The sequence below is a fragment of the Noviluteimonas caseinilytica genome (assembly GCF_018406605.1).
Classification (GTDB): Bacteria; Pseudomonadota; Gammaproteobacteria; order Xanthomonadales; family Xanthomonadaceae; genus Noviluteimonas; species Noviluteimonas caseinilytica.
The window spans coordinates 369,180-394,891 of sequence record NZ_AP024545.1; the positions used below are offsets into that span (position 1 = coordinate 369,180).

24 protein-coding genes are annotated in these 25,712 nt (G+C 68.5%); 7 read left to right on the plus strand and 17 right to left on the minus strand.

The genetic code is table 11. The annotated features are described in order from the left end of the window. Positions 1 to 3: 3 nt before the first annotated feature. From LYSCAS_RS01860 to rlmE, 3 genes are all read right to left on the minus strand, one after another. Positions 4 to 1,647, minus strand: a complete 1,644-nt coding sequence (locus tag LYSCAS_RS01860) for a tetratricopeptide repeat protein (protein ID WP_213435348.1) — start codon at positions 1,645 to 1,647, stop codon at positions 4 to 6. 94 nt (positions 1,648 to 1,741) lie between these two features. Continuing rightward, positions 1,742 to 3,637, minus strand: coding sequence for an ATP-dependent zinc metalloprotease FtsH (gene ftsH / locus LYSCAS_RS01865; protein WP_213435349.1), 1,896 nt, complete (start codon positions 3,635 to 3,637; stop codon positions 1,742 to 1,744). 22 nt (positions 3,638 to 3,659) lie between these two features. Further along, positions 3,660 to 4,304: a 23S rRNA (uridine(2552)-2'-O)-methyltransferase RlmE gene (rlmE, locus tag LYSCAS_RS01870; protein ID WP_213435350.1), complete on the minus strand. Its 645-nt coding sequence runs from the start codon at positions 4,302 to 4,304 to the stop codon at positions 3,660 to 3,662. A 77-nt stretch (positions 4,305 to 4,381) separates the two neighbouring features. On the opposite strand from rlmE, the gene yhbY reads away from it, so the two are divergent. Continuing rightward, positions 4,382 to 4,693, plus strand: a complete 312-nt coding sequence (yhbY, locus tag LYSCAS_RS01875) for a ribosome assembly RNA-binding protein YhbY (RefSeq protein ID WP_213435351.1) — start codon at positions 4,382 to 4,384, stop codon at positions 4,691 to 4,693. A gap of 18 nt (positions 4,694 to 4,711) precedes the next feature. Continuing rightward, entirely contained in the window at positions 4,712 to 5,089 is a 378-nt protein-coding gene (locus LYSCAS_RS01880; protein WP_213435352.1) for an MTH938/NDUFAF3 family protein, read from the plus strand. A 1-nt stretch (position 5,090) separates the two neighbouring features. Here LYSCAS_RS01880 and LYSCAS_RS01885 read toward each other — a convergent pair whose 3' ends face one another. The 4 genes from LYSCAS_RS01885 to surE are packed head-to-tail and all read right to left on the minus strand — an operon-like array spanning position 5,091 to position 7,945. Next, a complete protein-coding gene (locus LYSCAS_RS01885) occupies positions 5,091 to 5,867 on the minus strand; it encodes a peptidoglycan DD-metalloendopeptidase family protein (RefSeq protein ID WP_213435353.1) in 777 nt (258 codons plus the stop codon). Continuing rightward, complete coding sequence (locus tag LYSCAS_RS01890; protein WP_213435354.1) at positions 5,867 to 6,481, minus strand: YqaA family protein; 615 nt, start codon at positions 6,479 to 6,481, stop codon at positions 5,867 to 5,869. Before LYSCAS_RS01890 ends, LYSCAS_RS01885 begins: the two co-directional genes overlap by 1 nt. A 4-nt stretch (positions 6,482 to 6,485) precedes the next feature. Then, a complete protein-coding gene (locus LYSCAS_RS01895) occupies positions 6,486 to 7,169 on the minus strand; it encodes a protein-L-isoaspartate(D-aspartate) O-methyltransferase (RefSeq protein ID WP_213435355.1) in 684 nt (227 codons plus the stop codon). Then, the gene (gene surE, locus LYSCAS_RS01900; RefSeq protein WP_213435356.1) at positions 7,166 to 7,945 is read right to left on the minus strand and encodes a 5'/3'-nucleotidase SurE; all 780 of its coding nucleotides are present in this window, start codon (positions 7,943 to 7,945) and stop codon (positions 7,166 to 7,168) included. Before surE ends, LYSCAS_RS01895 begins: the two co-directional genes overlap by 4 nt. A gap of 113 nt (positions 7,946 to 8,058) precedes the next feature. Here surE and LYSCAS_RS01905 point away from each other — a divergent pair, with 113 nt between their 5' ends. After that, positions 8,059 to 8,625, plus strand: coding sequence for a Smr/MutS family protein (locus LYSCAS_RS01905; protein WP_213435357.1), 567 nt, complete (start codon positions 8,059 to 8,061; stop codon positions 8,623 to 8,625). Here the strand turns inward: LYSCAS_RS01905 and truD are convergent. From truD to LYSCAS_RS01940, 7 genes are read right to left on the minus strand one after another with little or no spacing between them, the layout of a single operon-like run. Next, positions 8,622 to 9,635 (minus strand): tRNA pseudouridine(13) synthase TruD, encoded by a 1,014-nt coding sequence (gene truD / locus LYSCAS_RS01910; protein WP_213437493.1) that lies wholly within the window; start codon positions 9,633 to 9,635, stop codon positions 8,622 to 8,624. The two genes, LYSCAS_RS01905 and truD, sit on opposite strands and share 4 nt — an antisense overlap. Positions 9,636 to 9,649: 14 nt before the next feature. After that, positions 9,650 to 10,129: a 2-C-methyl-D-erythritol 2,4-cyclodiphosphate synthase gene (ispF, locus tag LYSCAS_RS01915; RefSeq protein WP_244858625.1), complete on the minus strand. Its 480-nt coding sequence runs from the start codon at positions 10,127 to 10,129 to the stop codon at positions 9,650 to 9,652. Beyond that, positions 10,126 to 10,839, minus strand: coding sequence for a 2-C-methyl-D-erythritol 4-phosphate cytidylyltransferase (ispD, locus tag LYSCAS_RS01920; RefSeq protein WP_244858627.1), 714 nt, complete (start codon positions 10,837 to 10,839; stop codon positions 10,126 to 10,128). The genes ispF and ispD overlap by 4 nt, the downstream gene beginning before the upstream one ends. After that, complete coding sequence (gene ftsB, locus LYSCAS_RS01925; RefSeq protein WP_213437505.1) at positions 10,836 to 11,183, minus strand: cell division protein FtsB; 348 nt, start codon at positions 11,181 to 11,183, stop codon at positions 10,836 to 10,838. Before ftsB ends, ispD begins: the two co-directional genes overlap by 4 nt. Positions 11,184 to 11,200: 17 nt before the next feature. Next, on the minus strand, positions 11,201 to 12,484 hold the full coding sequence (gene eno, locus LYSCAS_RS01930) for a phosphopyruvate hydratase (protein WP_213435358.1): 1,284 nt from the start codon (positions 12,482 to 12,484) through the stop codon (positions 11,201 to 11,203). Continuing rightward, positions 12,481 to 13,320, minus strand: coding sequence for a 3-deoxy-8-phosphooctulonate synthase (kdsA, locus tag LYSCAS_RS01935; protein ID WP_213435359.1), 840 nt, complete (start codon positions 13,318 to 13,320; stop codon positions 12,481 to 12,483). The genes eno and kdsA overlap by 4 nt, the downstream gene beginning before the upstream one ends. Further along, positions 13,317 to 15,011, minus strand: a complete 1,695-nt coding sequence (locus tag LYSCAS_RS01940; protein ID WP_213435360.1) for a CTP synthase — start codon at positions 15,009 to 15,011, stop codon at positions 13,317 to 13,319. Before LYSCAS_RS01940 ends, kdsA begins: the two co-directional genes overlap by 4 nt. Positions 15,012 to 15,131: 120 nt before the next feature. Between LYSCAS_RS01940 and LYSCAS_RS01945 the strand changes: the two genes are divergently transcribed. From LYSCAS_RS01945 to LYSCAS_RS01955, 3 genes are all read left to right on the plus strand, one after another. Continuing rightward, positions 15,132 to 15,869: a hypothetical protein gene (locus LYSCAS_RS01945; protein WP_213435361.1), complete on the plus strand. Its 738-nt coding sequence runs from the start codon at positions 15,132 to 15,134 to the stop codon at positions 15,867 to 15,869. A gap of 75 nt (positions 15,870 to 15,944) precedes the next feature. Beyond that, the gene (gene parE, locus LYSCAS_RS01950) at positions 15,945 to 17,843 is read left to right on the plus strand and encodes a DNA topoisomerase IV subunit B (RefSeq protein WP_213435362.1); all 1,899 of its coding nucleotides are present in this window, start codon (positions 15,945 to 15,947) and stop codon (positions 17,841 to 17,843) included. Between the two features lie 183 nt (positions 17,844 to 18,026). Beyond that, entirely contained in the window at positions 18,027 to 20,018 is a 1,992-nt protein-coding gene (locus LYSCAS_RS01955; RefSeq protein ID WP_213435363.1) for an alpha/beta hydrolase family protein, read from the plus strand. Positions 20,019 to 20,090: 72 nt separating this feature from the next. Here the strand turns inward: LYSCAS_RS01955 and hutG are convergent, their stop codons facing one another. Continuing rightward, positions 20,091 to 20,873, minus strand: coding sequence for an N-formylglutamate deformylase (gene hutG / locus LYSCAS_RS01960; RefSeq protein ID WP_213435364.1), 783 nt, complete (start codon positions 20,871 to 20,873; stop codon positions 20,091 to 20,093). A gap of 15 nt (positions 20,874 to 20,888) precedes the next feature. Continuing rightward, the gene (locus tag LYSCAS_RS01965) at positions 20,889 to 22,160 is read right to left on the minus strand and encodes an NAD(P)/FAD-dependent oxidoreductase (protein WP_213435365.1); all 1,272 of its coding nucleotides are present in this window, start codon (positions 22,158 to 22,160) and stop codon (positions 20,889 to 20,891) included. A 310-nt stretch (positions 22,161 to 22,470) separates the two neighbouring features. Between LYSCAS_RS01965 and LYSCAS_RS01970 the strand changes: the two genes are divergently transcribed. Further along, entirely contained in the window at positions 22,471 to 24,078 is a 1,608-nt protein-coding gene (locus tag LYSCAS_RS01970; RefSeq protein ID WP_213435366.1) for a M4 family metallopeptidase, read from the plus strand. A gap of 69 nt (positions 24,079 to 24,147) precedes the next feature. Here the strand turns inward: LYSCAS_RS01970 and LYSCAS_RS01975 are convergent, their stop codons facing one another. After that, on the minus strand, positions 24,148 to 25,614 hold the full coding sequence (locus LYSCAS_RS01975; RefSeq protein WP_213435367.1) for a DUF418 domain-containing protein: 1,467 nt from the start codon (positions 25,612 to 25,614) through the stop codon (positions 24,148 to 24,150). Positions 25,615 to 25,712 lie beyond the last annotated feature (98 nt).

Here is a 25,712-nt window from a genome sequence, read left to right on the forward strand (position 1 = left end):
GGATCACCCCTTCGCCCGCAGCGTCGCCTTGATCCGCTCGAACCGCGGGTCGTCGTGCAACGAGCGGAAGTCCGAATCGTGCTCGATCCATTCCAGCGAGCCTTCGCCGCGCATGATCGCGCGCTCCAGCACGTCGAGCGCGCGGTCCGCGTCGCCGCCGAGCGCGTAGAAGCAGGCGGCGTTGTAGAGCACGTCGAAGTCGTCGGGGCGGATGCGCAGCGCGTAATCCATTTCTTCCTGGCCGCGATCGCCGACGCCGAGGTGCTGCATCAATCCCGCGGTCATGTAGTGCGCGCGGGCGTTCTCGGGATCGATGCGCGCCTGGTGGCTGGCGCACGCGAGACCTTCGATCGCGAGCTTCACCTTGCGCGTCTCGTCGCCCGCGGCATCGGCGGCGTTGACGGCCAGCGCGAGCGCCTGGAATTCGTCGGGCTGCACGCGGTGCGCGGCGACGAACAGGTCCACCGCGCGCGCGTAGTGGCCCTGCGTGTAGCAGTGGCGCGCGTAGTAGTAGTGCGCGACGTAGAGTTCGGGGTCGAGCTTGAGTGCGTGTTCGAACGCTTCGGTGGCGCCGTCGCGGTCGCCGGCGATCATCAGCGCGTGGCCGCGCGCGACGTGCGCTTCGGCGAGGTCGGGATCCAGTTCCAGCGCGCGGTGCGCGGCCGCCTGGGCTTCATCGAGCGCGCCGCCGTCGCGGTTCACCATGCGCCACAGCATCAGTTCGCACAACGAATCGGCCAGGCCCGCGTGCGCCTGCGCGTAGTCGGGATCGATGACGATCGCGCGACGGAACATCTCCGGCGCCTGCTTCATCCAGATCTCGGTCATGCGCGCGCCCTGCTGGCGGCCGCGCAGGTAGAACTCGTACGCGCGCATGTCGTGGGGTGCGTGCTTCTGCAGGTCGAATGCGAGTGGCGTCTTCAGCGCAGGCCGCACGGCAGCGACCACGTTGCGCGCGATTTCCTCCTGGATGGCGAAGATGTCGGCGATGTTGCGGTCGAAGTTCTCCGACCACAGGTGGTAGCCGTTGGACGCGTCGACCAATTGCGCCGTCACGCGCACGCGATCGCCGGCCTTGCGCACGCTGCCTTCCATGATCGCGGCCACCTGCAACTGGCGGCCGATGTCGGACGGCGAGACGGTGCCGTCGCGGAATCGGAACGACGCGGTGCGCGAGGCGACATGCAGGCCGCGCACTTTCGCAAGCGCGTTGAGGATTTCCTCGGCCAGGCCATCGCAGAAGTAATCCTGGTCGCGCGCTTCGCTGAGGTCGCTGAAAGGCAGGATGGCGACGGAGGCATCGGGCGGCGGCGCAACGATGGGGTCGGCGTCGGAGGCGCGGCGCGCGGGGGCGGCGTCCGGCAAGGCCGTGACCGGCGACGCCGCATCGCGCGGCGGCGTGCGTTCGATCCCGCCGGGCTGCACGTCGTAGATCCACGCCAGCGCGCACGCCAGCACGAAGCCCAGCGCCAGCAGCACGATCAGCAGGCGCGGCGCCCAGCCAGGGAAGCCCAGCGGCTGGAACGTCGCATCGGCGACCTGCACGAGGATCCAGCCCACCACCAGGTACACGGCGGCCACGCGGAACACGCGGCGCCGGCGGAGCTCGGCGATCGAGTTGCGGATGCTGGCGGCGAGGTCGCGCATGGGCCTCCGGAAAACGACGAGGCCTCCACGCGGGAGGCCCAGTCGATCCAACGGGGTGGCCGGCACGCAACGGCCGTGCCGGCGTGCCGCGCGGTCAGGTCTGCGCGGCGGGTCCGCCGATCGGGGGCAGCGGGCGTGCTTCGCCCTTGCCGTTCTTCGCCCAGCCCATCGGCGGCGGCGGTTCGCGGCCTTCCATGATCGCGTCGATCTGCGGGACGTCGATGGTCTCGTACTCCAGCAGCGTCTTCGCCATCACGTGCAGCTTGTCGAGGTTGGCCGTGAGGATCGCCTTGGTGCGGTTGTAGGCCTTGTCGAGGATGCCGTGCACGACTTCGTCGATCTTGCGCGCGGTGTCGTCGGAGACGTTCTTGTGCTGCGTGACCGAGCGACCCAGGAACACTTCGTCTTCTTCCTCGCCGTACGCGATGGGACCAAGTTCGTCCGACAGGCCCCACTTGGTGGCCATGTTGCGCGCCATCTTGGTCGCGCGCTCGATGTCGTTGGACGCGCCCGTGGTGACCTTGTCGTTGCCAAAGATGAGTTCCTCGGCGACGCGGCCGCCGTACAGCGAGCACAGCATCGATTCGATCGCGGTGCGGTTGTACGAGTACTTGTCGCCTTCCGGCAGGTACATCGTGACGCCCAGCGCGCGGCCGCGCGGGATGATCGTGACCTTGTAGACGGGGTCGTGCTCCGGCACCAGGCGGCCGACGATCGCGTGGCCGGCTTCGTGGTACGCGGTGAGCGTCTTTTCCTGTTCGCTCATGGCCATCGAGCGACGCTCGGTGCCCATCAGGATCTTGTCGCGCGCGCGGTCGAAGTGCTCCATGCGCACGTCCTTGGCGTTCTCGCGCGCGGCGAACAGCGCCGCCTCGTTGACGAGGTTGGCGAGGTCGGCGCCGCTGAAGCCCGGCGTGCCGCGCGCGATGGTCATCGCCACGACGTCGTCGGCCAGCGGCACGCGGCGCATGTGCACGCGCAGGATCTGTTCGCGGCCCTTCACGTCCGGCAGGCCCACGGTGACCTGGCGGTCGAAGCGGCCCGGGCGCAGCAGCGCGGGATCGAGCACGTCGGGGCGGTTGGTCGCGGCGATCACGATCACGCCTTCGCCGCCTTCGAAACCGTCCATCTCGACCAGCAGCTGGTTGAGGGTCTGCTCGCGCTCGTCGTGCCCGCCACCGAGGCCGGCGCCGCGATGGCGGCCGACGGCATCGATTTCGTCGATGAAGATGATGCACGGCGCGTGCTTCTTCGCCTGCTCGAACATGTCGCGCACGCGGCTGGCGCCGACGCCGACGAACATCTCGACGAAGTCGGAACCGGAGATCGAGAAGAATGGCACCTTGGCTTCGCCGGCGATCGCACGCGCGAGCAGCGTCTTGCCGGTGCCGGGCGGGCCCACCATCAGCACGCCGCGCGGGATCTTGCCGCCCAGCTTCTGGAACTTGCCGGGGTCGCGCAGGAACTCGACGAGTTCGCTGACTTCTTCCTTCGCCTCGTCGCAACCGGCGACGTCCGCGAAGGTGGCCTTGGTCTGGTCTTCGTTGAGCAGCTTGGCGCGCGAACGGCCGAAGGACATCGCGCCCTTGCCGCCGCCCTGCTGCATCTGCCGCATGACGAACAGCCAGAACCCGATGATCAGCAGGATCGGCAGGAAGTTGATGAGGATCTGCCAGAGCGACGGGCTGCTGGACTGCGGAACCTGCTTGATCTCGACGTTGTGCTTGAGCAGGTCGTCGATCAGGTGTTCGTCGCGGGCCGGGGCGATGGTGGTGCCCTGCGCGCTGTTGTCCTTGCGCTCGAAGGTGATCGTGCGTTCGTCGGCGCCGAATTCGACCTTCTTGATGCGGTCGTTGACGACGTCCTGCTGGAACTGCGAATACACGACTTCCTTCCCCTCGCCCATCTTCGGGCTGAAGCTCTGGAAGACCACCATCAGCACGACGGCGACCACCACCCACAACATCAGATTCTTGGCCAAGTCGTTCATCCTGTTGTACTCCACCCGGGAGTCACGAAAGTCTGCCCTGCGCGAGGGCGTAAACCTCGGGCGAACGCTTGCGCGACGCCGCGGGCTTGCGGATGGCCACCCTGGCATACCGCTGCCGGAGCGACCGCACGTAATCGTCGAAACCCACGCCCTGGAACAGCTTGATCAGGAACGTACCGCCGGGCTTCAGATGGCGGTCGGCGAACTCCATCGCCAGTTCTGCAAGGTGCATCGCACGCGGCTGGTCCACCGCGTCCACACCACTCTTGTTGGGGGCCATGTCGGACAGAACAAGGTCCACGGGCTTCCCGCCCAGCGCGAATTCCAGCGCCGATAACACGTCATCGTCCCTGAAATCGCCATGAAGGAACTCCACCCCGGCCAGGGTGGGCATCTCCAGGATGTCGAGCGCGATCACGCGGCCCGCCGCATCCTGGCCCTTCGCCATGCGGTCCAGCTCGGCCCGGACCCACTGGGACCAGCCGCCCGGGGCGGCGCCCAGGTCCACCACCACCATGCCCGGCTTGAGCAGCTTGTCGCGGTCGACCAGCTCCTCCAGCTTGTACGCGGCGCGCGAGCGCAGGCCCTCGGCCTGTGCCTTCTTCACGAAGGGATCGGAGAAGTGTTCCTTCAACCAACGCTGGCTGGACTTGCTGCGGGTGGCCATGGTGGGGGTCCAGCGGGGTCGCCATGATACCCTGCGCCTCCCCCGTTCAGGCCGCGCGCGACCCGCGCCGATATCCGATGTCGCCCGCAGTTTCATTGACCAGTGCGCAGACGCGCTTCCTCCGGGGCCAGGCCCACGACCTGAGCGCCATCCTCCAGGTGGGGGGCAAGGGGATCACCGATTCCCTCATCTCCGAGGTCGACAACGCCCTGGAGCACCACGAACTCATCAAGATCAAGATCGCCGCCGAGGACCGCGAGGCCCGCGACGCGATGATCGCCACGCTCGCCGAGCGCTCCGGCGCGGCGCTGGTGCAGCGGATCGGCCACACCGCCGTGCTGTACCGCCCCAGCAAGGACCACCGGCACATCGTGCTGCCGCGCGGCTGATCCCGGGCCGCCATCGCCATGCAGCTGAACCTCGAACGCCCCGACTACACCTGGTTCCTGCGCGGCGCCGACGGGGCGCACGCCCTCGTCAACGACCGAACCTTCGACCGCGGCTTCGCGATGTCGCCGGATTCGATGATCGAAGACTGGCCGGTCACCGACGCCTCGGCGCTGGCGCCCGACGACCTCCTGCCGCTGCTCGCGCTCGAACCCGAACTGATCGTCCTCGGCACCGGCCCGACGCAGCGCTTCCCGCCCGCGGCCGTCATGCACGCCTGCCTGTCGCGCGGCATCGGCCTGGAAACGATGGACAACGCGGCGGCGGCGCGCACGTACAGCGTGCTCGCGGGTGAAGGACGCCGCGTGGTGGTGGCGTTCGTGTTTCCGCGCGCCTGAATCAGCGCTTCGGCAGATAGACCAGCGGATCCACCGGCTTGCCGTTGTAGCGGATCTCGAAGTGCAGCATGTCGCGCGCGGCGCCGCTGTGGCCCATCTCGGCGATCTGCTGCCCCGCCTGCACCAGCTGGCCTTCGTTGACCAGGCGGCGGCGGTTGTGGCCGTACGCGGACAGCCACGCGTCGTTGTGCTTGACGATGATCAGCTCGCCGTAACCGACCAGGCCCGCGCCGGAATACACGACCACGCCATCGCCCGCCGCGCGCACCGGCGCGCCGTTGTCGCCGGCGATGTCGATGCCCTGCTTCGTCGGTTCGCCGGCCACGTACGAGGACAGCACGCCGCCGCTCGCGGGCCACGTCCACGTGATCGGGCTCACCGCCGGTGGCGGCGGCGCGACCGGACGCGGCGGCGGTGCGGGACGCGGGGTTTGCGTCGATGTCGCAGGCGGACGCGACGCGGTACCCGCCGTCGCAGTCGCCGGCCGCGACGAAGGCCGCGACCCCGGATACAAGCGCAACTGCTGCCCCGGATGGATCGTGTACGGCGGACCGATGCCGTTCCACCGGGCGAGGTCGCGCACGTCGATGCCGTTGCGGAATGCGATGCCGTACAGCGTGTCGCCGCGATTCACCACCGCGACTTCCCCGGGCTTCGCCACGGCCACGCGCGGCGGCGGCGACGACGTCGGCGCGCGCCGCACGACATGGCTGCTGCCGCACGCGGCCAGCACCGCCACGCACGCGGCCTGCAACACGAGGCGGGCGCGCAGGCGCATCACGCGCCGTTCGCCCGCACGACGAGCCAGCCGACCAGGCCGACCAGCAATACCATCGCCACCCAACCCACCGGTTCGATGTACTTGCGCAGCGTCTGCTCCGCGCGCTCGCCGCCGAGGCGGATCAACAGCGCCAGCAGGAACACGCGCTTGCCGCGCCCGATCAGCATGCTGGCCATGTACGGCAGCATCGGCACGCCGACGATGCCCGACGCCCAGGTGAAGATCTTCATCGGGATCGGCATGAAGCCGCCGAGCACGAGGAACGTGAACACCGCCCACGGCGACTGCGCCATCTTCGCCTGCACGATCGCGATGCCCGACTCGATGCCGTGCAGCATCCCGAGCGCCGCGAACATCGGCTTGAGCGCTTCGAACGCGTAATGCCCGAGGAAATACCCGACCAGCGCGCCCACCATCGAGCCGGCGAGGCTGATCGTGGCGAACCAGAACGCGCGGCGCGGCTTCGCCACGCTCATCGGCACCAGCATCACTTCGGGCATCACCGGGAAGATGATCGCTTCGAAGAAACTCAGGATCACCAGGTACAGCGGCGCGCGCGGGTGCTTGGCCCAGCCGATCGTGCGGTCGTAGAGCGGTCCGAACAGTTTCATGCGGTCAATCCACCATCCCTGGCAGCAGCGGCACGAACACGACGGGCACCAGTTGCGTCTCGTCGATCGTGCCGTCGGCATCCTTGCGCAGGCGCACCAGCGATTGCCCGCTGCTCGCGCCCACCGGTGCGACGAGCGTGCCGCCCGGCGCGAGTTGTTCGGTCAGCGCATCCACGAGCGCCGGTGCCGCGGCGGTGACGATGATCGCGTCGAACGGTGCGAGTTCCGGCCAGCCGATGCGGCCGTCGTCGTGCTTGGTGCGGATGTTGAAGCCGAGCGTGCGGAAGCGCTTGCGCGCGACGCGCAGCAGTTCGCCGATGCGTTCCACCGTGAACACTTCCAGCCCCAGCGCGGCGAGGATCGCGGCCTGGTAGCCGGAGCCGGTGCCGATCTCGAGCACGCGCCTGGGCTGCGTCGGTGCGTCGAGCAACGTCTGCGTCATCTTCGCCACGACCCACGGTTGCGAAATCGTCTGGCCGTGGCCGATCGGCAGCGCGGTGTCTTCGTACGCACGCGTGGCGAGCGCTTCATCGACGAACAGATGCCGCGGCACCGCGCGCAGCGCATTCAGCACGCGCTCGTCGCTGATGCCGTTGCCGCGCAGGCGTTCGATCAGGCGATCGCGCACGCGCTGCGAGGTCATGCCCATGCCGATCGCTTCGGGCTGCAAGTGGATGCGCGCCGTCATGCCTTCGTCCCCAGCGAGGAAGCGAGCCCACCGACCCAGCTGGCGACCTGTTCCAGCGCCTGGTAGCGCGTGAGGTCGACGTGGATCGGCGTGATCGAAATGTGCCCGGTGCGCACGGCGTGGAAGTCGGTGCCGGGGCCGGCGTCCTGTTCCGGGCCGGCCGCGCCGATCCACCACCAGTTGCGGCCGCGCGGATCCAGCTGCGGCACGCACGGTTCGGCGCGATGGCGATGGCCCAGGCGCGTGACTTCGAAACCGGCGATGTCGGCCCACGCAAGATCGGGCACGTTGACGTTGAGGATGGTGTCGGCCGGCAGCGGGTCGGTCTTCAGCCGCGCGGTGATTTCCACCGCCGCGCGCGCCGCGGTTTCGTAATGGCGGCCCACGTGGTCCGGCGTGGCCAGCGACACCGCGACCGCGGGCAGGCCGAGGAAGCGGCCTTCCATCGCGGCGGCCACGGTGCCGGAATAGATGACGTCGTCGCCGAGGTTGGCGGTGGTGTTGATGCCGGACACGACGATGTCGGGCTCGGCCTCCAGCATGCCGGTGATCGCCACGTGCACGCAGTCGGTGGGCGTGCCGTACACCTTGAAGCGGCCGGGTTCCAGTTCCACCACGCGCACGGGGCCATCGAGGGTGAGCGAATTGCTCGCGCCGCTGCGGTCGCGGTCGGGGGCGACCACGATCACTTCATGCCCCGCTTCCCGCAGCCCCTCGGCGAGGATCCGGATGCCGGGGGCGTCGACGCCGTCGTCGTTGCTGACCAGTACGCGCAATGCCCTGTCCTTGAATGCCGCGACAAAGGCAGCGGCCTGACGCGGGCATCATAGCCTCGCGTCGCAGGGCATGGCGACCTCGCGCGTGCATCGCGCGCGCTAATCTGTGGGGAATGGCCAGGTCCAAGCCTCCGCGTGACGATGCACCGCCCGAACCACCGGTGGACGACGCCGCGTTGTTCCGCGATGCGATCGGCTTCGTGCGCCCGTTGCCCGAGCAACCGCCGCCGCCCGAACGCCCGCGCCCCCGCCCCGTGCCGCGCATGGCGCAACGGGACGAGGCGGACGCGGCGAGCGAGTTCCGCCGCGCACTGACGGCCGATGCGCTGGAAGCGGGCGATGCGCTCTCCTACCGGCGCGACAACGTGCCGCCGCGGATGTTGCAGCGGCTGCGGCGCGGCGAGTTCGCCGCACAGGACGAGATCGACCTGCACTGGGCCGACATGCGCCAGGCCGAAGCGATGCTGCGCGAATTCCTGGCGCACGCGCGGGCGCAGGGCCATGGCTGCGTGCGCATCATCCACGGCAAGGGCCTGCACGGCGACAGCAGCGCGCCGGTGCTGAAGAACCTCGTCGATCGCGTGCTGCGCCACCGCGCGGACGTGCTGGCGTTCCATTCGGCGCCGGCCAACCAGGGCGGGACGGGCGCGGTGCTGGTGTTGCTGGCGGCGAAACGCTAGTCGATCGCGCCGAAATCGCCGATTTCCGCCAGCACCGTCGTCGCGTAACTGCCCGGCGGCAGTTCGAACGCGAGCTGCAACACGTCGTCCGCTTGCCATTCCCACTGCAGCTTCGCCGGCAGCAAGCGCAGCGCTCGGCGTTCCTGCTTCATGCCTTCCGACTCCAGGCCGGTGCGCAACGCCAGCGAGGTCGCGTCGTCCAGCGCCTGCAACTCCAGCGCCTGCGCCGCGCCCGTCGTGCGCAATTCGCCGCGGCCCCACAGCGGGCCGGTCGGATGGATGTCGAACGTGCGCAGGCGTTCCGCCAACGCCGCGTCCAAGGGTTCGGGCCCGAACACGCTGCGCGATCCATCGAGCATCCACACGTCGCCATCGATCGCCTGGTCCCACGTCCCGGCCGCAACGCGCGCATCGAGCACGCGGTTGAACAATGCCGAGCGCGCCGCGGACAGCAGCACCGAACGCTGGTCGCGCTTCACGCGCCGCCCGCCGAACATCGCCAGCGCCTGCGCCACGTTGTCGCCGGTGCGACCGAAGCGCTGCACGCCGAACGCATTCGGCACGCCGCGCGCCGCGATCGCCTGCAGGCGCGCATCGATCGCATCGCGCTCGCCCACGACATCGCGCAACACCAGCACGAACGCGTTCCCCGCCAGCGCACCGCGCGGCAACTTGCGCGCATGCCAGTGCGCGTCGACGACGTGCATGTCGTCCGACTCCAGCAAGGCCAGGTCGGGCGCGACCTTCTTCGGCAAGTGCACGGTGAAGCGCTGCCGCGTCACCGCGTGGCGATCCTTCATGCCCGCGTAGCTCACGCCCATCTCGGGAATGCCCGCCCATTGCGCGAGGCGCTTCGCGGCGAACGCGGTGTTCATCCCGCGCTTGTCGATCGTCAGCAGCAGGTGCTCGCCCTGCCCGCTCGCCTCGAACGCGTCGAGCTCGTCGACGCGGAAATCCTCCGGCGTCGCGCGCAGGCGCGCAGACAACACGGCGGGGCCGTGCGCACGCATCGCGGGGCTTGCGTTCACTTCGGGATAAGCAGGCACACGGCCTGCGCGGCGATGCCTTCGCCGCGGCCGGTGAAGCCCAGTTGTTCGGTGGTGGTCGCCTTGACCGAGATCGCATCCACGGCCACGCCGAGGTCGGCGGCGATCAGGCCGCGCATCGCACCCGCGTGCGGCCCGATGCGCGGGCGTTCGCAGATCACGGTGATGTCGGCGTTGCCGAGTGCCCAGCCGTGTTCGGCGAGCATCGCGTTGCAATGGCGCACGAACATGCGGCTGTCGGCGCCGGCCCAGCGCGGATCGCTCGGCGGGAAGTGCCGGCCGATGTCGCCCAGCGCGAGCGCGCCGAGCAACGCATCGCACAGGGCGTGCAGCACCACGTCGCCGTCGGAATGCGCGACCACGCCGCGATCGTGCGGGATGCGCACGCCGCCCAGCATCACGAAGTCGCCGGGCCCGAAGGCATGCACGTCGAACCCCTGGCCGATGCGCATGTTCATGGGCGACGCTCCGGCATCGACACTTCGCGCGACAGGCGCAGGAGGAATTCGGCCAGCGGCAGGTCCGCGGGCGTGGTGACTTTCAGGTTGTCGTCGCTGCCTTCGACCAGCAGCGGACGATGGCCCTGGCGCTCCATCGCCATCGCTTCGTCCGTGACGGCGATGCCCGCGTCGCGCGCGGCTTCGAGCGCGCGCGTGAGCTGGAAGCGGCGGAACAACTGCGGCGTCAGCGCGCGCCACAGGCGATCGCGCGACTGCGTGCCGTCGATGCCGCCGTCGTCGCCCGCCAGCTTGAGCGTGTCGCGCACGGGCGTGGCGAGGATGGCGCCGACGGGATCGCCGCGGCCGAGGTCGAGCAGGCGTTCGAGGTCCGACGCGCGCAGGTGCGGACGCGCTGCATCGTGCACGAGGACGAAATCATCGGGGCGTACGTCGTCCGGCAACGCGGACAAGCCCGCGAGCACCGAGTCGGCGCGCGCATCGCCGCCGATGCACGTGCGCACCGGCTTGCCTTCCACTTCGGTCCAGCCCGGCCACAGCGCATCGTCCTGCGCGAGCACGACCATCGCGCCGCCCACCGATGGATGCGCGAGCACCGCGCGCAGCGAATACGCGATCAGCGGCAGGCCGGCGATGTCGAGGTATTGCTTCGGGATGGCGCCGCCATAGCGCGAACCGCGACCGGCGGCGGGCACGATGGCCCAGATCACTGCGGGGTCTCCGCAGGATCGGCGGCGGGCGCCTCGTCGGCGGTCGCCGTCGATGCCGGTTCCACCACGCGATAGAACGTTTCGCCCGGCTTGATCATGCCCAGCTCGCTGCGCGCGCGTTCTTCGACCGCCGCTTCGCCCGACTTGAGGTCTTCCACTTCCGCCGCGACTTCCGCGTTGCGCTGCTTCAGCCCGCCGTTGTCGCGCTGCTGCTGGTGCACCTGTTCGGCCAGGTCCTGCACTTCGCGCGCGCCGCCGTGCCCGACCCACAGCCGGTACTGCAGCCACGCCAGCAGGACGGCGAGCACGAGCACGATCGCGCCGAGCCAACGCATGGAGCGCAGGGCGGGCATGGCGACGTTCAGCGCTTCAGCGACACGAAGGCATCGCGACCGGCGTAACGCGCGGCCGTGCCCAGCTGTTCTTCGATGCGCAGCAACTGGTTGTACTTGGCCACGCGGTCGGACCGGCACAGCGAGCCGGTCTTGATCTGCGTCGCCGTGGTGGCCACCGCGATGTCGGCGATGGTGGTGTCCTCGGTTTCGCCGGAGCGGTGCGAGACGATCGCCGCATAGCGCGCGTGGTCGGCCATCGCGATGGCTTCCAGCGTTTCGGTGAGCGTGCCGATCTGGTTGACCTTGATCAGGATCGCGTTGGCCACGCCCTGCTCGATGCCTTCCTTGAAGATGCGCGGGTTGGTGACGAACAGGTCGTCGCCGACCAGCTGCACGCGATCGCCGAGGCGCTGCGTGAGCAGCTTCCAGCCGGCCCAGTCGTGTTCGGCCATGCCGTCTTCGATGGTGATGATCGGGTACTGCGCGGCCCAGCCGGCGAGGAAGTCGACGAACTGTTCCGACGTCAGGCGCTTGCCTTCGCCGGTGAGGTTGTACTTGCCGTTGTCGAAGAATTCGCTCGACGCGACGTCCAGGCCCAGCAGCACGTCTTCGCCGGCCTTGTAGCCGGCCTTGCCGATCGCTTCGAGGATGGTTTCCAGCGCTTCCTCGTTCGAACGCAGGTCCGGCGCGAAGCCGCCTTCGTCGCCCACCGCGCTGCTCAGGCCGCGGCCCTTCAGCACGGACTTGAGCGCGTGGAAGATCTCGGTGCCGGCGCGCAGGGATTCGGCGAACGAATCGAAGCCGACCGGCAGCACCATGAATTCCTGCAGGTCGACGTTGTTGTCGGCATGCGCGCCGCCGTTGATGATGTTCATCATCGGCACGGGCAGCGTGACGTTGTCCGAGGTGGCGAGCGAACGCCACAGCGGCAACTTGCGCGAGGCCGCGACGGCATGCGCGAAGGCCAGCGACACGCCGAGCAGCGCGTTGGCGCCCAGGCGACCCTTGTTCTCGGTGCCGTCGAGGTCGATCAGGCGGCGGTCGAGCGCTTCCTGGTCGCCGTCGAAGGCGTGCAGCGCGGTGGCGATCGTCGTGTTGACGTTGCCCACCGCCTTGCGCACGCCCTTGCCGAGGTAGCGCGTCTTGTCGCCGTCGCGCAGCTCGACCGCTTCCTTCGTGCCGGTGGAGGCGCCGGACGGCACCATCGCGCGGCCGAAGCTGCCGTCGGACAGCGTGACGTCGGCTTCGAGGGTGGGATTGCCGCGGCTGTCGAGGATTTCGCGCGCGTGGATCTTCGAGATGGTCATCATCGGGTCAGTGTGTCTTCCAGGAATCCGTTCTTCTTCGTGATGCGGTCGATCTCGAGCAGCGTCTCGAGCAGCGCGCGCATCTTCGGCAGCGGCCACGCGTTGGGGCCGTCGCTCAAGGCCTTGTCGGGATCGGGGTGCGTTTCCATGAAGATGCCGGCGATGCCCACCGCCATCGCGGCGCGCGAGAGCACCGGCACGAATTCGCGCTGGCCGCCGCTCTTGCCGTCGGCGCCGCCCGGCAGCTGCACCGAATGCGTCGCGTCGAACACCACCGGGCAGTTGGTATCGCGCATCACGCTCAGCGAACGCATGTCGCTGACGAGGTTGTTGTAGCCGAAGCTCGCGCCGCGCTCGCAGACCATGATCTGCTCGTTGCCGGTTTCCTTCGCCTTGTTCGCCACGTGCTTCATTTCCCACGGCGACAGGAACTGGCCCTTCTTGATGTTGACCGGGCGGCCGGCGCTGGCGACGTTGCGGATGAAATCGGTCTGGCGGCACAGGAACGCGGGCGTCTGCAGCACGTCGCAGACCTCGGCCACTTCGTTCATCGGCGTGTATTCGTGCACGTCGGTGAGCACCGGCACGCCGAGCTGGCGCTTCACTTCGGCCAGCACCTTGAGACCTTCCTCCAGGCCGGGGCCGCGGAAGCTGGTGCCCGACGTGCGGTTGGCCTTGTCGAAGCTCGACTTGAAGATGAAGGGGATGCCGAGTTCGCTGGTGATTTCCTTCAGCGTGCCGGCGGTCTGCAGTTGCAGCTCCATCGACTCGATGACGCAGGGGCCGGCGATGAGGAAGAAGGGCTTGTCGAGGCCGACCTCGAATCCCGCGAGGTTCATGCGCTCGCCTCCTTGAGCAGGCGGCCGACGGCCTGGCCTGCATTGGCTTTATGTTCGCGCGCGGCGCGAATGAAGCCGATGAACAGCGGATGCCCGTCGCGCGGCGTGGACAGGAACTCCGGGTGCGCCTGGCAGGCCAGGAACCACGGATGCTGCGACTGCGGCAGTTCGATCATCTCGACCAGCAGGTCGTCCATCGACTTGGCGCTGAAGACCAGGCCCGCGTCTTCGAGCTGCGTGCGATAGCGGTTGTTGAATTCGTAACGATGGCGATGACGCTCGCCCACCACGTCCTTGCCGTACACCGCGTGCGCGAGCGTGCCGGGCTTGATGCGCTGGTCCTGCAGGCCCAGGCGCATCGTGCCGCCGAGGTCGCTTTCTTCGCTGCGGCGTTCGACATCGCCGGTGGCGGTGCGCCACTCGGTGATCAGGCCGATGACGGGGTGCTTCGACTGCTTGTCGTTCTCGGTGCTGTTGGCGTCGTCGAGCATGAGCACGTGGCGCGCGTAATCGACCACCGCGGCCTGCATGCCGTAGCAGATGCCGAAGTACGGCACGTGGTGTTCGCGCGCGAACTTGGCGGTGAGCACCTTGCCTTCGAAACCGCGATCGCCGAAGCCGCCGGGCACCAGGATGCCGTCGACGCCTTCCAGCGCCTTGCCGCCGTCCTTCTCCACGTCCTGCGATTCGAGCCACTTCAGGCGCACGCGCGTGCGCTGGCGCAGGCCACCGTGCTTCAGCGCCTCGGCGAGCGACTTGTACGCGTCCTGGTGGTCGACGTACTTGCCGACGACGGCGATGGTGACTTCGTCGACCGGGTGTTCGGTCGCGTCGACCACCGCGTTCCATTCCGACAGGTCGGCTTCGGGCTTGCAATCGAGTTGCAGGCGCTCGACCACGATCTGGTCCAGGCCCTGCGCGTGCAGCCACATCGGGATCTTGTAGATGTTGTCCAGGTCGACGGCCGAGATCACCGCCTTTTCCGGCACGTTGGTGAACAGCGCGATCTTGCGGCGCTCGCCGTCCGGCAGCGGTTGCTCGCTGCGGCACAACAGGATGTCCGGCTGGATGCCGATCGAACGCAGTTCCTTCACCGAGTGCTGCGTCGGCTTGGTCTTCAGCTCGCCCGCGGCCGCGATGAACGGCACCAGCGTGAGGTGCATGAACAACGCGTGCTCGGGGCCGCGCTCGGTGCGGATCTGGCGGATGGCCTCGAGGAACGGCAGCGACTCGATGTCGCCCACCGTGCCGCCGATCTCCACCAGCCCCACGTCGAAGCCGGTGGTGGCCTCGTCGATGCAGCGCTTGATCTCGTCGGTGATGTGCGGGATGACCTGCACGGTGCCGCCGAGGTAGTCGCCGCGGCGCTCCTTGCGGATCACGTTCTCGTAGATGCGGCCGGTCGTGATGGAGTTCTTGCGCGACAGGCGGGTGCGGACGTAGCGCTCGTAGTGGCCCAGGTCCAGGTCGGTCTCGGCGCCGTCGTCGGTGACGTACACCTCGCCGTGCTGGAACGGGCTCATCGTGCCGGGATCGACGTTGATGTACGGGTCGAGCTTCATCAGCGTCACGCGCAGGCCGCGCGTTTCGAGGATGGCCGCGAGCGAGGCCGCCGCGATGCCCTTGCCGAGCGAGGAGACGACGCCGCCGGTGACGAACACGAGCGGTGTCTGGGAACCAGGAGGGCGCATGGGAAAGCAGGCTTCCGGAAAGCCGTAGTCTACCGGGAGCGGCCCGGGACCGCGACCGGCTTGACCGATCCGGCGCCGTTTCCCCATGCTCGCGCGCACCAACCAGGGGAAAAACACACGATGTCGCGACTCCGCACTTGCGCGGCCGGCTTGCTGCTGGCCGTGCTGGCCTCGCCCGCCGCCCGGGCCGCCGAACCCGCCGCCAACCACGCCACCGCCAGCCCGGCGGTCGCCTACCAGCTCGACGAGATCATCCGCGACACGCAGCGCAGCAGCGCCTCGCCGCAGAAGATCGACCTGGTGTGGTGGCTTCCCGCCGAGTTCTGGATGGCGGCCACCGCGGCGGACAAGAAGGTCGCCGACTCCGAGAAGCAGGCGATCATCGAGCTGTTCCGCGAGTACACGGTCGTGGGCGTCGTGGTGGGCGACATGGGCACCATCGGCGTCCAGAAGTTCCGCAGCGAAGCCGAAGTGCGCGCCGACCTGCACCTGGTCGATCCCGCCGGCCGTGAATACACCGCCCTGCCCCCCGACCAGGTCGACAAGCAACTCGCGCTGATGCTGCAGATCCTCAAGCCGATGCTGGCGAGCGTGGTCGGCGAGATGGGCAACAACCTCAACTTCTACGTCTTCCCGGGCAAGGCGAAGGACGGCAAGCGCACGGCCGATCCGCTGGCCGAGGGCAAGCTGGTCGTGAAACTGTTCGACGAGACCTATCCCTTCCGGCTGCCGCTGGGCAGCGTGTTGCCCGCGCGCTTCGACCCGGCGACCGGCGAGCGCTTCCCGGGCAGCTACCGCTTCAATCCCTTCACGGGCGCGCAGCTCAACACCAGGGCGGCGCCTTCCGGCTCGCAGTAATCCGAAAACGAGCGCGGGCGCCCGGCGGCGTCCGCGCTATCCTGCGCGCCCACGTCGCCGCATCGATCGCATCGCATGAATTCGCGCTACAACGCCGCCGACATCGAAGTCCTGTCCGGCCTGGATCCCGTCAAGCGCCGCCCGGGCATGTACACCGACACCACGCGCCCGAACCACCTGGCGCAGGAAGTCGTCGACAACGCGGTGGACGAAGCCCTCGCCGGCCACGCCGACAGCATCGAAGTGGTGCTGCACGCCGACGGCAGCTGCGAGGTGTCCGACAACGGCCGCGGCATGCCGGTGGACATCCACCCGGAACAGAAGATCCCCGGCGTCGAACTGATCCTCACGCGCCTGCACGCGGGCGGAAAGTTCAGCAACAAGAACTACACCTTCTCCGGCGGCCTGCACGGCGTGGGCGTGAGCGTGGTGAACGCGCTGTCGAAGCACGTCGACGTGTACATCAAGCGCGACGGCAACGAATACCGCATGTCCTTCGCCGACGGCGACCGCGCCTCCGCGCTCGACATCGTCGGCAGCGTCGGCAAGAAGAACACCGGCACGCGCCTGCGCTTCTGGCCCGATCCGAAATATTTCGACACGCCGAAGTTCAACCTGCGCTCGCTCAAGCACCTGCTGCGCGCCAAGGCCGTGCTGTGCCCGGGCCTGGCGGTGAGCCTGTTCGACGAAGCCAGCGGCGAGCGCGTCCACTGGTGCTACGAGGATGGCCTGCGCGATTACCTGCGCGGCGAACTCAACGCCGACGGCCCGCGCGAAGTGCTGCCGCCGGATCTGTTCGTGGGCGCGCTGAAGAAGGACACCGAGATCGTCGACTGGGCCGTGGCCTGGGTGCCGGAAGGCGACCTCGTGCAGGAAAGCTACGTCAACCTCATCCCCACCGCGCAGCACGGCACGCACGTCAACGGCCTGCGCACGGGCTTCACCGATGCGCTGCGCGAGTTCTGCGATTTCCGCAACCTCCTGCCGCGCGGCGTGAAGCTGGCGCCGGAAGACGTGTGGGACCGCGTCGCGTTCGTGCTGTCGGTGAAGATGACCGACCCGCAGTTCAGCGGGCAGACGAAGGAACGCTTGTCGTCGCGCCAGGCCGCCGGCTTCGTCGAAGGCGCCGCGCACGATGCGTTCTCGCTGTGGCTCAACCAGCACACCGAGATGGGCACGCGCATCGCGCAGCTCGCCATCGAACGCGCCAGCGCGCGCCTGAAGACCGAAAAGCAGATCGTCCGCAAGAAAGTCACGCAAGGCCCCGCCCTGCCCGGCAAGCTCGCCGACTGCATTTCGCAGGACCTCTCGCGCACCGAACTCTTCCTCGTCGAAGGCGACTCGGCCGGCGGCAGCGCGCGCCAGGCGCGCGACAAGGACTTCCAGGCCATCCTTCCGTTGCGCGGCAAGATCCTCAACACGTGGGAAGTCGCCTCCGGCAGCGTGCTCGCATCGACCGAAGTGCACGACCTCGCGGTGGCCATCGGCTGCGATCCGGGCAAGGACGACATCACCGGCCTGCGCTACGGCAAGGTGATCATCCTCGCCGACGCCGACTCCGACGGCCTGCACATCGCCACGCTGCTCACGGCGTTGTTCCTCAGGCATTTCCCCGCGCTGGTCACGGCCGGCAACGTGTTCGTCGCGATGCCGCCGCTGTTCCGCGTCGACGTGGGCAAGCAGGTGTTCTACGCGCTGGACGAAGAAGAAAAGCGGTTGCTGCTGGAACGCATCGAACGCGAGAAGCTCAAGGGCGCCGTGCACGTCACGCGCTTCAAGGGCCTGGGCGAAATGAACCCGCAGCAGTTGCGCGAATCCACCATCCATCCCGACACGCGCCGCCTGGTGCAGCTCACGGTGGACGACGGCGACGAGACCCGCGCGCTGATGGACATGCTGCTGGCGAAGAAGCGCGCCGGCGATCGCAAGTCGTGGCTCGAACTCAAGGGCGACCTGGCCACGCTGGAGGTCTGACGCCACGCGGGTCGCGGCCCGCGTCGCCATGCGAATTTTTCTCGCTTCGGGCCGCCCGCGGTCCGATTCGCGACGCAGGCCCGCGACCGTTCAGGCAAGGGGCCTTCCGGCCTATTGGTCGGCGCGCGGCGAGCCGGTAACCTGCGGGCGCCTCGGGGAGAGGCTCACCATCAGGACGATTGCATGACCCGCACCCTTCTCGCGCGCTGGACGTGCGCGCTCGCCTTCGTCGCCGCGCCGGCGATGGCGCAACAGATTCCCGCTTCCGATTTCGCCCGCTACGCCGACCTCGACGAAGTCGCGCTGTCGCCCACCGGCGAATACCTCGCGCTCGCCGTGCCGTCGGTCGATGGCCACGAGACCAACCTGCAGATCGTCAAGCTGTCCGACGGCAGCACCGTGAAGACGTTGCGCTTCGGCCGCGAGTCGCACGTGATGGACGTGACGTGGACAGACGACGACGAGATCACCGTCGCGCGCGCCAAGCGCTTCCCGATGGTCGAATACAAGTCGCACATGGGCGAGCTGATGTCGACCAACCTCACCGGCGACAAGCAGCGCACGCTGTTCGCCTACACGCTGGACGAACTCACCCAGCGCGGCCGCAACAAGGACGCAGGCTCGGCGTACCTGGAAGAAGTGCTCGACAAGGAACCCGGCAAGATCCTGGTCAGCTACTACTGCTGGCAGACGATCAAGGAATGCGGCGAGAAGGCGGACACGATCGTGTTCAAGGTCGACTCGCGCACCGGCACCCGCAAGGAAGTCGAGCGCATCAAGGACGGCGACTCCGAAAGCAGCCTCGTGTTCGACCACGACGGCATCGCGCGCGTGGCGTATTCCGACAACGAGGACGGCACGCCGCACATGTCGTACCGCCCGACGCCGACCTCGCCGTGGATGCCGCTGCCCGCCTCCATCGCCGGGTACGAAATCTCCGGCGGCGTGTTCGCGCAGGACAACAACACGTTCTACGGCCGCGTCTCCGACAAGGGCGAAGCGACCCAGCTGTACAAGATCGACATGGCGGCCGGCACGCGCACCAAGCTGTTCGGCCGCGACGACGCCAGCGTCGGCACGATCCTGCTGGGTGGCCGCGCCGGCGAACCCTTCGGCGTGTCCACCACCTCGCCGAAGCCGTCCGTGCAGTACCTGGATCCGGCCTCGAAGTGGGCGCAGCTGCACGCGGCGCTGATGCAGCGCTTCAAGGGCCAGATGGTGTACTTCCTGGAGTTCACGCGCGACGACAGCAAGGTGCTGTTCTGGACCAGCGGCGACCGCCAGCCGGGCAACTACTACCTGCTCGATCGCGGCAACAACAACAAGATCGTGCAGGTCGGTTCGCGCAAGCCGTGGTTCGACGGCAAGACGCTCGCCCAGGTGCGCCCGATCGAATTCAAGACGCGCGACGGCGTGAAGCTGTTCGGCTTCTACACCGCACCGGTCGGCGGCGGCACGGGCCCGCGCCCGATGGTCGTCATGCCGCACGGTGGCCCGTACGGCCCGTCGGACGACTGGGGCTTCGATGCCTACGCGCAGTTCCTCGCCAGCCGCGGTTACGGCGTGCTGCAGGTGAACTACCGCGGTTCGGGCGGTCGCGGCGACAACTTCATGAACCAGGCGATGCGCGAGTGGGGCGGGATGATCCAGAACGACATCACCGACGGCGTGAAGTACGCGATCGACCAGAAGCTGGCCGACCCTTCGAGGATCTGCATGTTCGGCGGCAGCTTCGGCGGTTACTCCGCGCTGATGCAGCCCATCCTCAACCCCGGCATGTACAAGTGCGCGATCGGCTACGTCGGCGTGTACGACCTGACGATGCTGGTGCGCAACAAGGAATCGGAGAGCGAAGACACCGAGCGCTTCTTCGTCCGCTCGCTCGGCGAGGACACCGCGGCGCTGGCCAAGGCGTCGCCGGCCTTCCGCGCGAAGGAGGTCAAGGTGCCGGTGATGCTGGTGCACGGCAAGGCCGACTCCAACGTGCGCATGGGCCAGTTCCGCGCGATGGACAAGGCGCTGCGCGACATCGGCCAGCCGCCGGAAACCTTCCTCGCCCCGGGCGAAGGCCACGGCTTCTCCAACCCGGACAACATCACCGAGTTGTACAACCGCATGGCCACGTTCCTCGACAAGTACATCGGTCCGAACGCGACCACGGCCGCGACGCAGTAATCGCAGCGGCGCAGCAAACAAAAAAGGGCGGCCTTCGGGCCGCCCTTTTCCGTTGCACGTCGCGATGTTGCTTTACGCGATCGCCGCTTCCAGCAACGCGCGGATGATCGCCTGTGCCTTCGGCGCACGCACGGCGTCCCATGCGAACGTGTCTTCGTCCATGTACAGGCGCTGGCTCATTTCGAGCTGCACGGCGTCGATGCCGTTTTCCGGCGCGGCGTAGTGGCGCGTGATGTAGCCGCCCTTGAAGCGCCCGTTCGCGACCCAGTCGTGGTCCGGCTGCGCGGCAAGTACCGATTCCAATCGTTGCTGCAACGCAGGCGAACAACTCGCGCCGCCCGCGGTGCCGAGGTTGAGGTCGGGCAACCGGCCTTCGAACAGGAACGCCAGGTCGCTGCCGCGGATCGTGTGCCCTTCCCACAACACGACGCGACCGTGCGCGGTGCGCAGGCGCTGCAGTTCTGCCTGCAACGCGGCGTGGTACGGCGCCCAGTACGTCGCGACGCGCGCGGCGATTTCCGTTTCGTCCGGCGCCTGTCCGTCGAGATACACCGGCGCGCCCGTGAACTGCACCGCCGGGCACAGGCCGGTCGTGTTCTGCCCCGGGTACAGCGAGGTGTCGTCCCGCGGGCGGTTGAGGTCGACCACGTAGCGCGAGAAACGCGGGCGCAGGATCGACGCACCCAGCGCGCGCGCGACGTCGTACAGCCGCGCCACGTGCCAGTCGGTATCCGGCGCGGTGCGCGCGCGTTCGGTCATGCGCGCGGCGAGCGCGGCGGGGATTTCGCTGCCGTCGTGCGGCACGCTGACCAGCAGCGGCGCGGTGCCGCGTTCGAGGGTGAAGGTATCGGCCATGGCGCCGAGTCTAAGTCACGCGAATCGCACGGGGTCGTAAGGCTTCGGATCGAGCGTCGGCGCACGGCCGGTGACCAGGTCCGCGATGAGTTCGCCGGTGGCCACGCTCATGCCGATGCCCATCATCCCGTGGGCCGTCGCCAGCCACGTGCGCGAACGGCCGGGCACGCGACCGATCAGCGGCACGTCGTCGGCGCACATCGGGCGCCAGCCGAACCAGCGTTCGCGCACGAGGCGGCCGACCGGTTCGTGCAGGTATTCCGCCGCGCCGCGTTCGAGCGCGCCGAGGCGACGCGCATTGAGCGTGTCGTCGTAGCCCGAGAATTCCATCGTGCTGCCCAGGCGATAGCCGCGCTCCCACGCCGTCACGCACACCTGGCGTTCGCGCAGCACCAGCGGATGCTTCGGCACGCGCGCCGGCGGATCGTAGGTGATCGAGTAGCCCTTGCCGGGTTGCATCGCGCGCCGCAAGCCGCGCATGCCAATCGCGTCCGCCATGCGCGGCGACCACGCACCCAGCGCGCACACGACCTGCCCGGCGTCGAACGTGCCGCGCGACGTCTGCACGCGCACGCCGTTGATGGCTTCTTCCAGGTCCTGCAGCGCGCACTGTTCGATCAGTTCGCCGCCACCCGCGACGAACACGCGCGCGAGTTCATCCACGTAGCGATCCGGCCGCAGCGACGCATCGCCGGAAAAGCGCAGCGCGCCCGCCAGGCCCGGCTTCAACGCGGGCTCGCGCGCTTCGTACGCGGGGCCGTCGAATTCCTCGACCGCCACGCCCAGTTCGCGCAGCAGCGGCACTTCCGCGAGGTCGTGCGCCATCCGCCGCGCATCGCGGAAGATGTAGTCCTCGCCGGCTTCGACGAATTCGCAATCGAGTTGCTTCGCGTGCACCCAGTCGGCGAGCCGCGCGCGCGAATGGTTGAGCAACGCCGACTTCGACCGCGCGCTGGCTTCCCAGTCGCGCACGTTGCAGCGCCCGGCGAAGTGCAGCAGCCACGCCCACAGGCGCGGATCGAAGCGCGGCTTGATGTACAGCGGTGCGTCGGGCTGCAGCATGAAACGCAGCGCGGTGCCGACCATCCCCGGCGAGGCCAGCGGGGGCGCGTGGCTCGGCGTGATCGTGCCGCAGTTGCCGTGCGAGGCCCCGGCGCCGACGTGCGCGGCCTCGATCAGCCGCACGGACCGCCCGGCATCGCGCAGCGCGAGCGCGCAGGCCAGGCCGATCGCCCCGCCCCCGACCACGAGGACATCCACCGGCGTCAGGTTCGGCGTCGATTGCACTGGCTGTGGTTCCCCCTGGATGGCGCGGACCCCGTCGGTCGCCCGCCGCGCAGGATGCCAGCCCGCTTCGCGGCGGGACAGACTTGCGCAAATTGCGTGACGTGAAGCCCGCTTTCACGCGCTCGCCGGCAGCGATGCGACCGCTCATCGACCGCAGGCGACCGTTCGCCGCCAAATTCCGCGGATTGCGCAATGCAGCGTGACTTGCCCCGGCCGGCCCCGCGACGGTCGTGGCCGAAGGCGCCCACAGAGGCGCCTTCGCATGCCACGGCATGCGCGGTTTCCATTCCATTCCTCGGGGGTACTACAGATGCAGTCCACGCCACGCCTGCTGGCCGTCGCCGTCGTCCTCGCGCTGTCCGCCGGCGCCGCCGACGCGGCCAACACCAACCACCCCGCCGTCGGCCGTGCCGTCGGCATGATCGATGGCACCGCCGGAGCGGCCATCCATCGCAACGCGGCCGACGCGTTCGCGGTGAAGGATGTCGTCGTCGACCGCGACGGCACCGAACACGTCCGCTTCGAACGCACCTTCCGCGGCCTGCCCGTGATCGGCGGCGACTTCGTCGTGCATTCGCGCAACGGCCAGTTCAAGTCGGCCAGCCAGTCGCTGAAGTCCTCGGCGCGCCCGGACATGACCGCGCGCATCGGCGGCGACGAAGCCACCATCGTGGCCGGCGCCGACTTCGGCACGGGCTTCGACGGCATGCGCAACGCCACCAAGGTGATCTACGCGCGCAACGTCGCGCCGCGCCTGGCGTACGAAGTGGTCTTCTCCGGCACCAAGCGCGACCAGACGCCGACCGAGATGCATTACTTCGTCGACGCCAACAGCGGCAAGATCCTCGACAAGTGGGACATGGTGCATACCGCCAAGCCGGGCGGCGGCGGTTCGGGCGGCGGCACGCCGGCCGTGGGCACCGCGCGCACGCTGCTGTACGGCAACCTCTCCATCAACACCGCCAGCTCCGGCGGCACGTTCAACATGACCGACACCACGCGCGGCAACGGTGCCACGTACGACGCCAACAACGTCGCCTACACCACGGCCGCCAGCCGCGCGACGCTGTTCACCGACGCCGACAACACCTGGGGCAACAACACCAACGCCGACCGCGCCAGCGCGGCGGGCGATGCGCACTTCGGTGTCGCCACCACGTGGGACTACTACAAGAACACCTTCGGCCGGAACGGCATCTTCAACGACGGCAAGGGCGTGAAGAGCTACGTGCACGTCGGCCGCAGCTGGGGCAACGCGGCGTGGTACGCCAACGCGATGTATTACGGCGACGGCGGCGGCAGCATCCTGCCGCTCGTGGCGATCGACGTGGCGGGCCATGAAATGAGCCACGGCGTGACGCAGGCAACGTCGGGCTTGTCGTACTCGAACGATTCGGGCGGTCTCAACGAAGCCACATCCGACATCTTCGGCACGATGGTGGAGTTCTACGCCAACAACGCCAACGACACCCCGGACTACAAGATCGGCGAAGAGCTGTACGCGTCGAACCCGGGCGAAACCAAGGCGCTGCGCTACATGTTCAAGCCGAGCGCGGCGGACAACGGTGCCTCGTATGACTGCTATCCGGCCGGTGGACTGGGCGGCGTGGATCCGCATTACTCGTCGGGCCCGGCCAACCACTTCTTCTACCTGCTCGCGGAAGGCGCGGTCTCGCCGGCCGGTTTCAGCTACACGGCCTCGCAGCTGGTCTGCAACGGCGACACCGGCGTGACCGGCATCGGCCGCGACGCCGCCCAGCGCATCTGGTATCGCGCGCTCGACCTGTACTTCACCTCGAGCACCACGTATCCGCAGGCGCGCGCCGCCACGTTGCAGGCGGCCACGGATCTCTACGGCAGCGGTTCGGCGCAGTACAACGCCGTCGCGCGTGCGTGGAGCGCGGTGTCGGTGAACTGATCCATCGCGACACGTCGGAACGGAACGGCCCGCGCAAGCGGGCCGTTTTCGTTGGTGCGGATGCGTGCGTTACGCCGGCTGCAACCGCTGCTGCCGCATCGACGGCAAGCGCAGGTAGGTGAAGCTGCGCCACAGCCATTCCATCGGCCCGTAGCGGAAGCGCGACAACCACCAGCGGCTCACCACCAGCTGCACCGCGAACACCACCACGACGAACAACACCTGCCACGCGCGCCCCGTGCCGTAATGGCCGAGCCCGTAGCCGTAGAAGAACAGCGTGCCGACGAGTGACTGCGTGAGGTAATTGGTGAGCGCCATGCGCCCGGCCGGCGCGAACGGCGCCACCCACGCGCGCCAGCGCGAATGGAACAGCAGCACCACGACGCCGACGTACCCCAGGCACGCGGCTAGGTTGCCGAGCAGCGACAAGCCCATCGAGAACTGGAACAACGCGTCGTTCTGACCCGGCAGGTGCGTGGTGGCGATGGCGGCCGCGATCACGCTGATGCCCAGGCCCATCGGCAAGCCGAACAAGGCGAGCTTGCGGAACACATCCAGGTGCGCGCCCGGGTTGGCCATCAGCCCGCTGCGCACGAACCACGCGCCAAGCAGGAACATGCCGGTGACGAAGAACAACGCGAAGCCCACGTCCTGCGACGCCTGCTTCGGGAAATGTTCAACGCGCCACGCCAGCGCTTCGGCGTAGCTGCCCTTCGACATCACGCGCGCTTCGTTGGCGATCTCGTCGACGTGTTCCTTGCGCGCCTTCTGCGTTTCGGCGATGTCCTTGCGCACTTCGGCCTGCTTCGCGGGCGTGGCGGCTTCCGACAGCGCGACGCGATCGCGTTCCGCCTGCGGCACCTGTGGCGACAGCGCGCCGACGACCATCAGGCCCAGGCACGGCACCAGGTACAGCATCAATCCCAGGTTGCGCAGCGCCTTCAGCGGCTGGCGACGCAGCGCCCATGCGCACACGCCCAGCAGCAGCACGGGCACGCCCAGCGCAAGGAACGGTGGCCACGGCAGTTTGGCAACGCCGGCGGCCGTCAATCCGCCTAGCACCGCGCCGCACGCGATGGCGGCGACGCCGATGAACACCATCACCTTCGGCCGCGCGTGGAAGATCACCAGCAGGAACGCCGCGCCGATCGAATACGCAAAGAGGATGTCGCCCGCCCACAACAGGATGTAGTGCAGCGCACCGAACACCGCCAGCGCGAGCGTGCGGCGCACGTAGGGCTTGAAGAAATCGCGCCCGGCGAGTTCGGCGCGCGTGAGCATCACCGCGAAGCCCATGCCGAACAGCAGCGAGAACATCGTCCAGAACTTGCCGCGCACGAACACGTGCACGAACCAGCCCGCCCAGTGATCGATGCCGGTGACGCCGAGCGGCAGGCCCGCGTCGAGGTCGGCGATCGGCCGATTGAAGAACTCGACGTTCATCAGGAAGATGCCGAGCAGCGCGACGCCGCGGATCACGTCGAGCGTCACGATGCGCTCGTTGGCGGCGACCGGCGAGAAGGTGGTGGTCGACATGGACATCTCCGGATGTAGCGGCATTAGCGCACGCGGCGACGCCGTGGATCAGGGCCGGAAGTCATCGGGACAAAAGTGGGACCAGGGCCTGATCCCCG

Coding starts and splice junctions, on each gene's coding strand:
- LYSCAS_RS01860 (WP_213435348.1), bottom strand. CDS start 1,647: ATGCGCGACCTCGCCGCCAGCATCCGCAACTCGATCGCCGAGCTCCGC.
- ftsH (WP_213435349.1), bottom strand. CDS start 3,637: ATGAACGACTTGGCCAAGAATCTGATGTTGTGGGTGGTGGTCGCCGTC.
- rlmE (WP_213435350.1), bottom strand. CDS start 4,304: ATGGCCACCCGCAGCAAGTCCAGCCAGCGTTGGTTGAAGGAACACTTC.
- yhbY (WP_213435351.1), top strand. CDS start 4,382: ATGTCGCCCGCAGTTTCATTGACCAGTGCGCAGACGCGCTTCCTCCGG.
- LYSCAS_RS01880 (WP_213435352.1), top strand. CDS start 4,712: ATGCAGCTGAACCTCGAACGCCCCGACTACACCTGGTTCCTGCGCGGC.
- LYSCAS_RS01885 (WP_213435353.1), bottom strand. CDS start 5,867: ATGCGCCTGCGCGCCCGCCTCGTGTTGCAGGCCGCGTGCGTGGCGGTG.
- LYSCAS_RS01890 (WP_213435354.1), bottom strand. CDS start 6,481: ATGAAACTGTTCGGACCGCTCTACGACCGCACGATCGGCTGGGCCAAG.
- LYSCAS_RS01895 (WP_213435355.1), bottom strand. CDS start 7,169: ATGACGGCGCGCATCCACTTGCAGCCCGAAGCGATCGGCATGGGCATG.
- LYSCAS_RS01905 (WP_213435357.1), top strand. CDS start 8,059: ATGGCCAGGTCCAAGCCTCCGCGTGACGATGCACCGCCCGAACCACCG.
- truD (WP_213437493.1), bottom strand. CDS start 9,635: ATGCGTGCGCACGGCCCCGCCGTGTTGTCTGCGCGCCTGCGCGCGACG.
- ispF (WP_244858625.1), bottom strand. CDS start 10,129: ATGAACATGCGCATCGGCCAGGGGTTCGACGTGCATGCCTTCGGGCCC.
- eno (WP_213435358.1), bottom strand. CDS start 12,484: ATGATGACCATCTCGAAGATCCACGCGCGCGAAATCCTCGACAGCCGC.
- kdsA (WP_213435359.1), bottom strand. CDS start 13,320: ATGAACCTCGCGGGATTCGAGGTCGGCCTCGACAAGCCCTTCTTCCTC.
- LYSCAS_RS01940 (WP_213435360.1), bottom strand. CDS start 15,011: ATGCGCCCTCCTGGTTCCCAGACACCGCTCGTGTTCGTCACCGGCGGC.
- LYSCAS_RS01945 (WP_213435361.1), top strand. CDS start 15,132: ATGTCGCGACTCCGCACTTGCGCGGCCGGCTTGCTGCTGGCCGTGCTG.
- parE (WP_213435362.1), top strand. CDS start 15,945: ATGAATTCGCGCTACAACGCCGCCGACATCGAAGTCCTGTCCGGCCTG.
- LYSCAS_RS01955 (WP_213435363.1), top strand. CDS start 18,027: ATGACCCGCACCCTTCTCGCGCGCTGGACGTGCGCGCTCGCCTTCGTC.
- hutG (WP_213435364.1), bottom strand. CDS start 20,873: ATGGCCGATACCTTCACCCTCGAACGCGGCACCGCGCCGCTGCTGGTC.
- LYSCAS_RS01970 (WP_213435366.1), top strand. CDS start 22,471: ATGCAGTCCACGCCACGCCTGCTGGCCGTCGCCGTCGTCCTCGCGCTG.
- LYSCAS_RS01975 (WP_213435367.1), bottom strand. CDS start 25,614: ATGTCGACCACCACCTTCTCGCCGGTCGCCGCCAACGAGCGCATCGTG.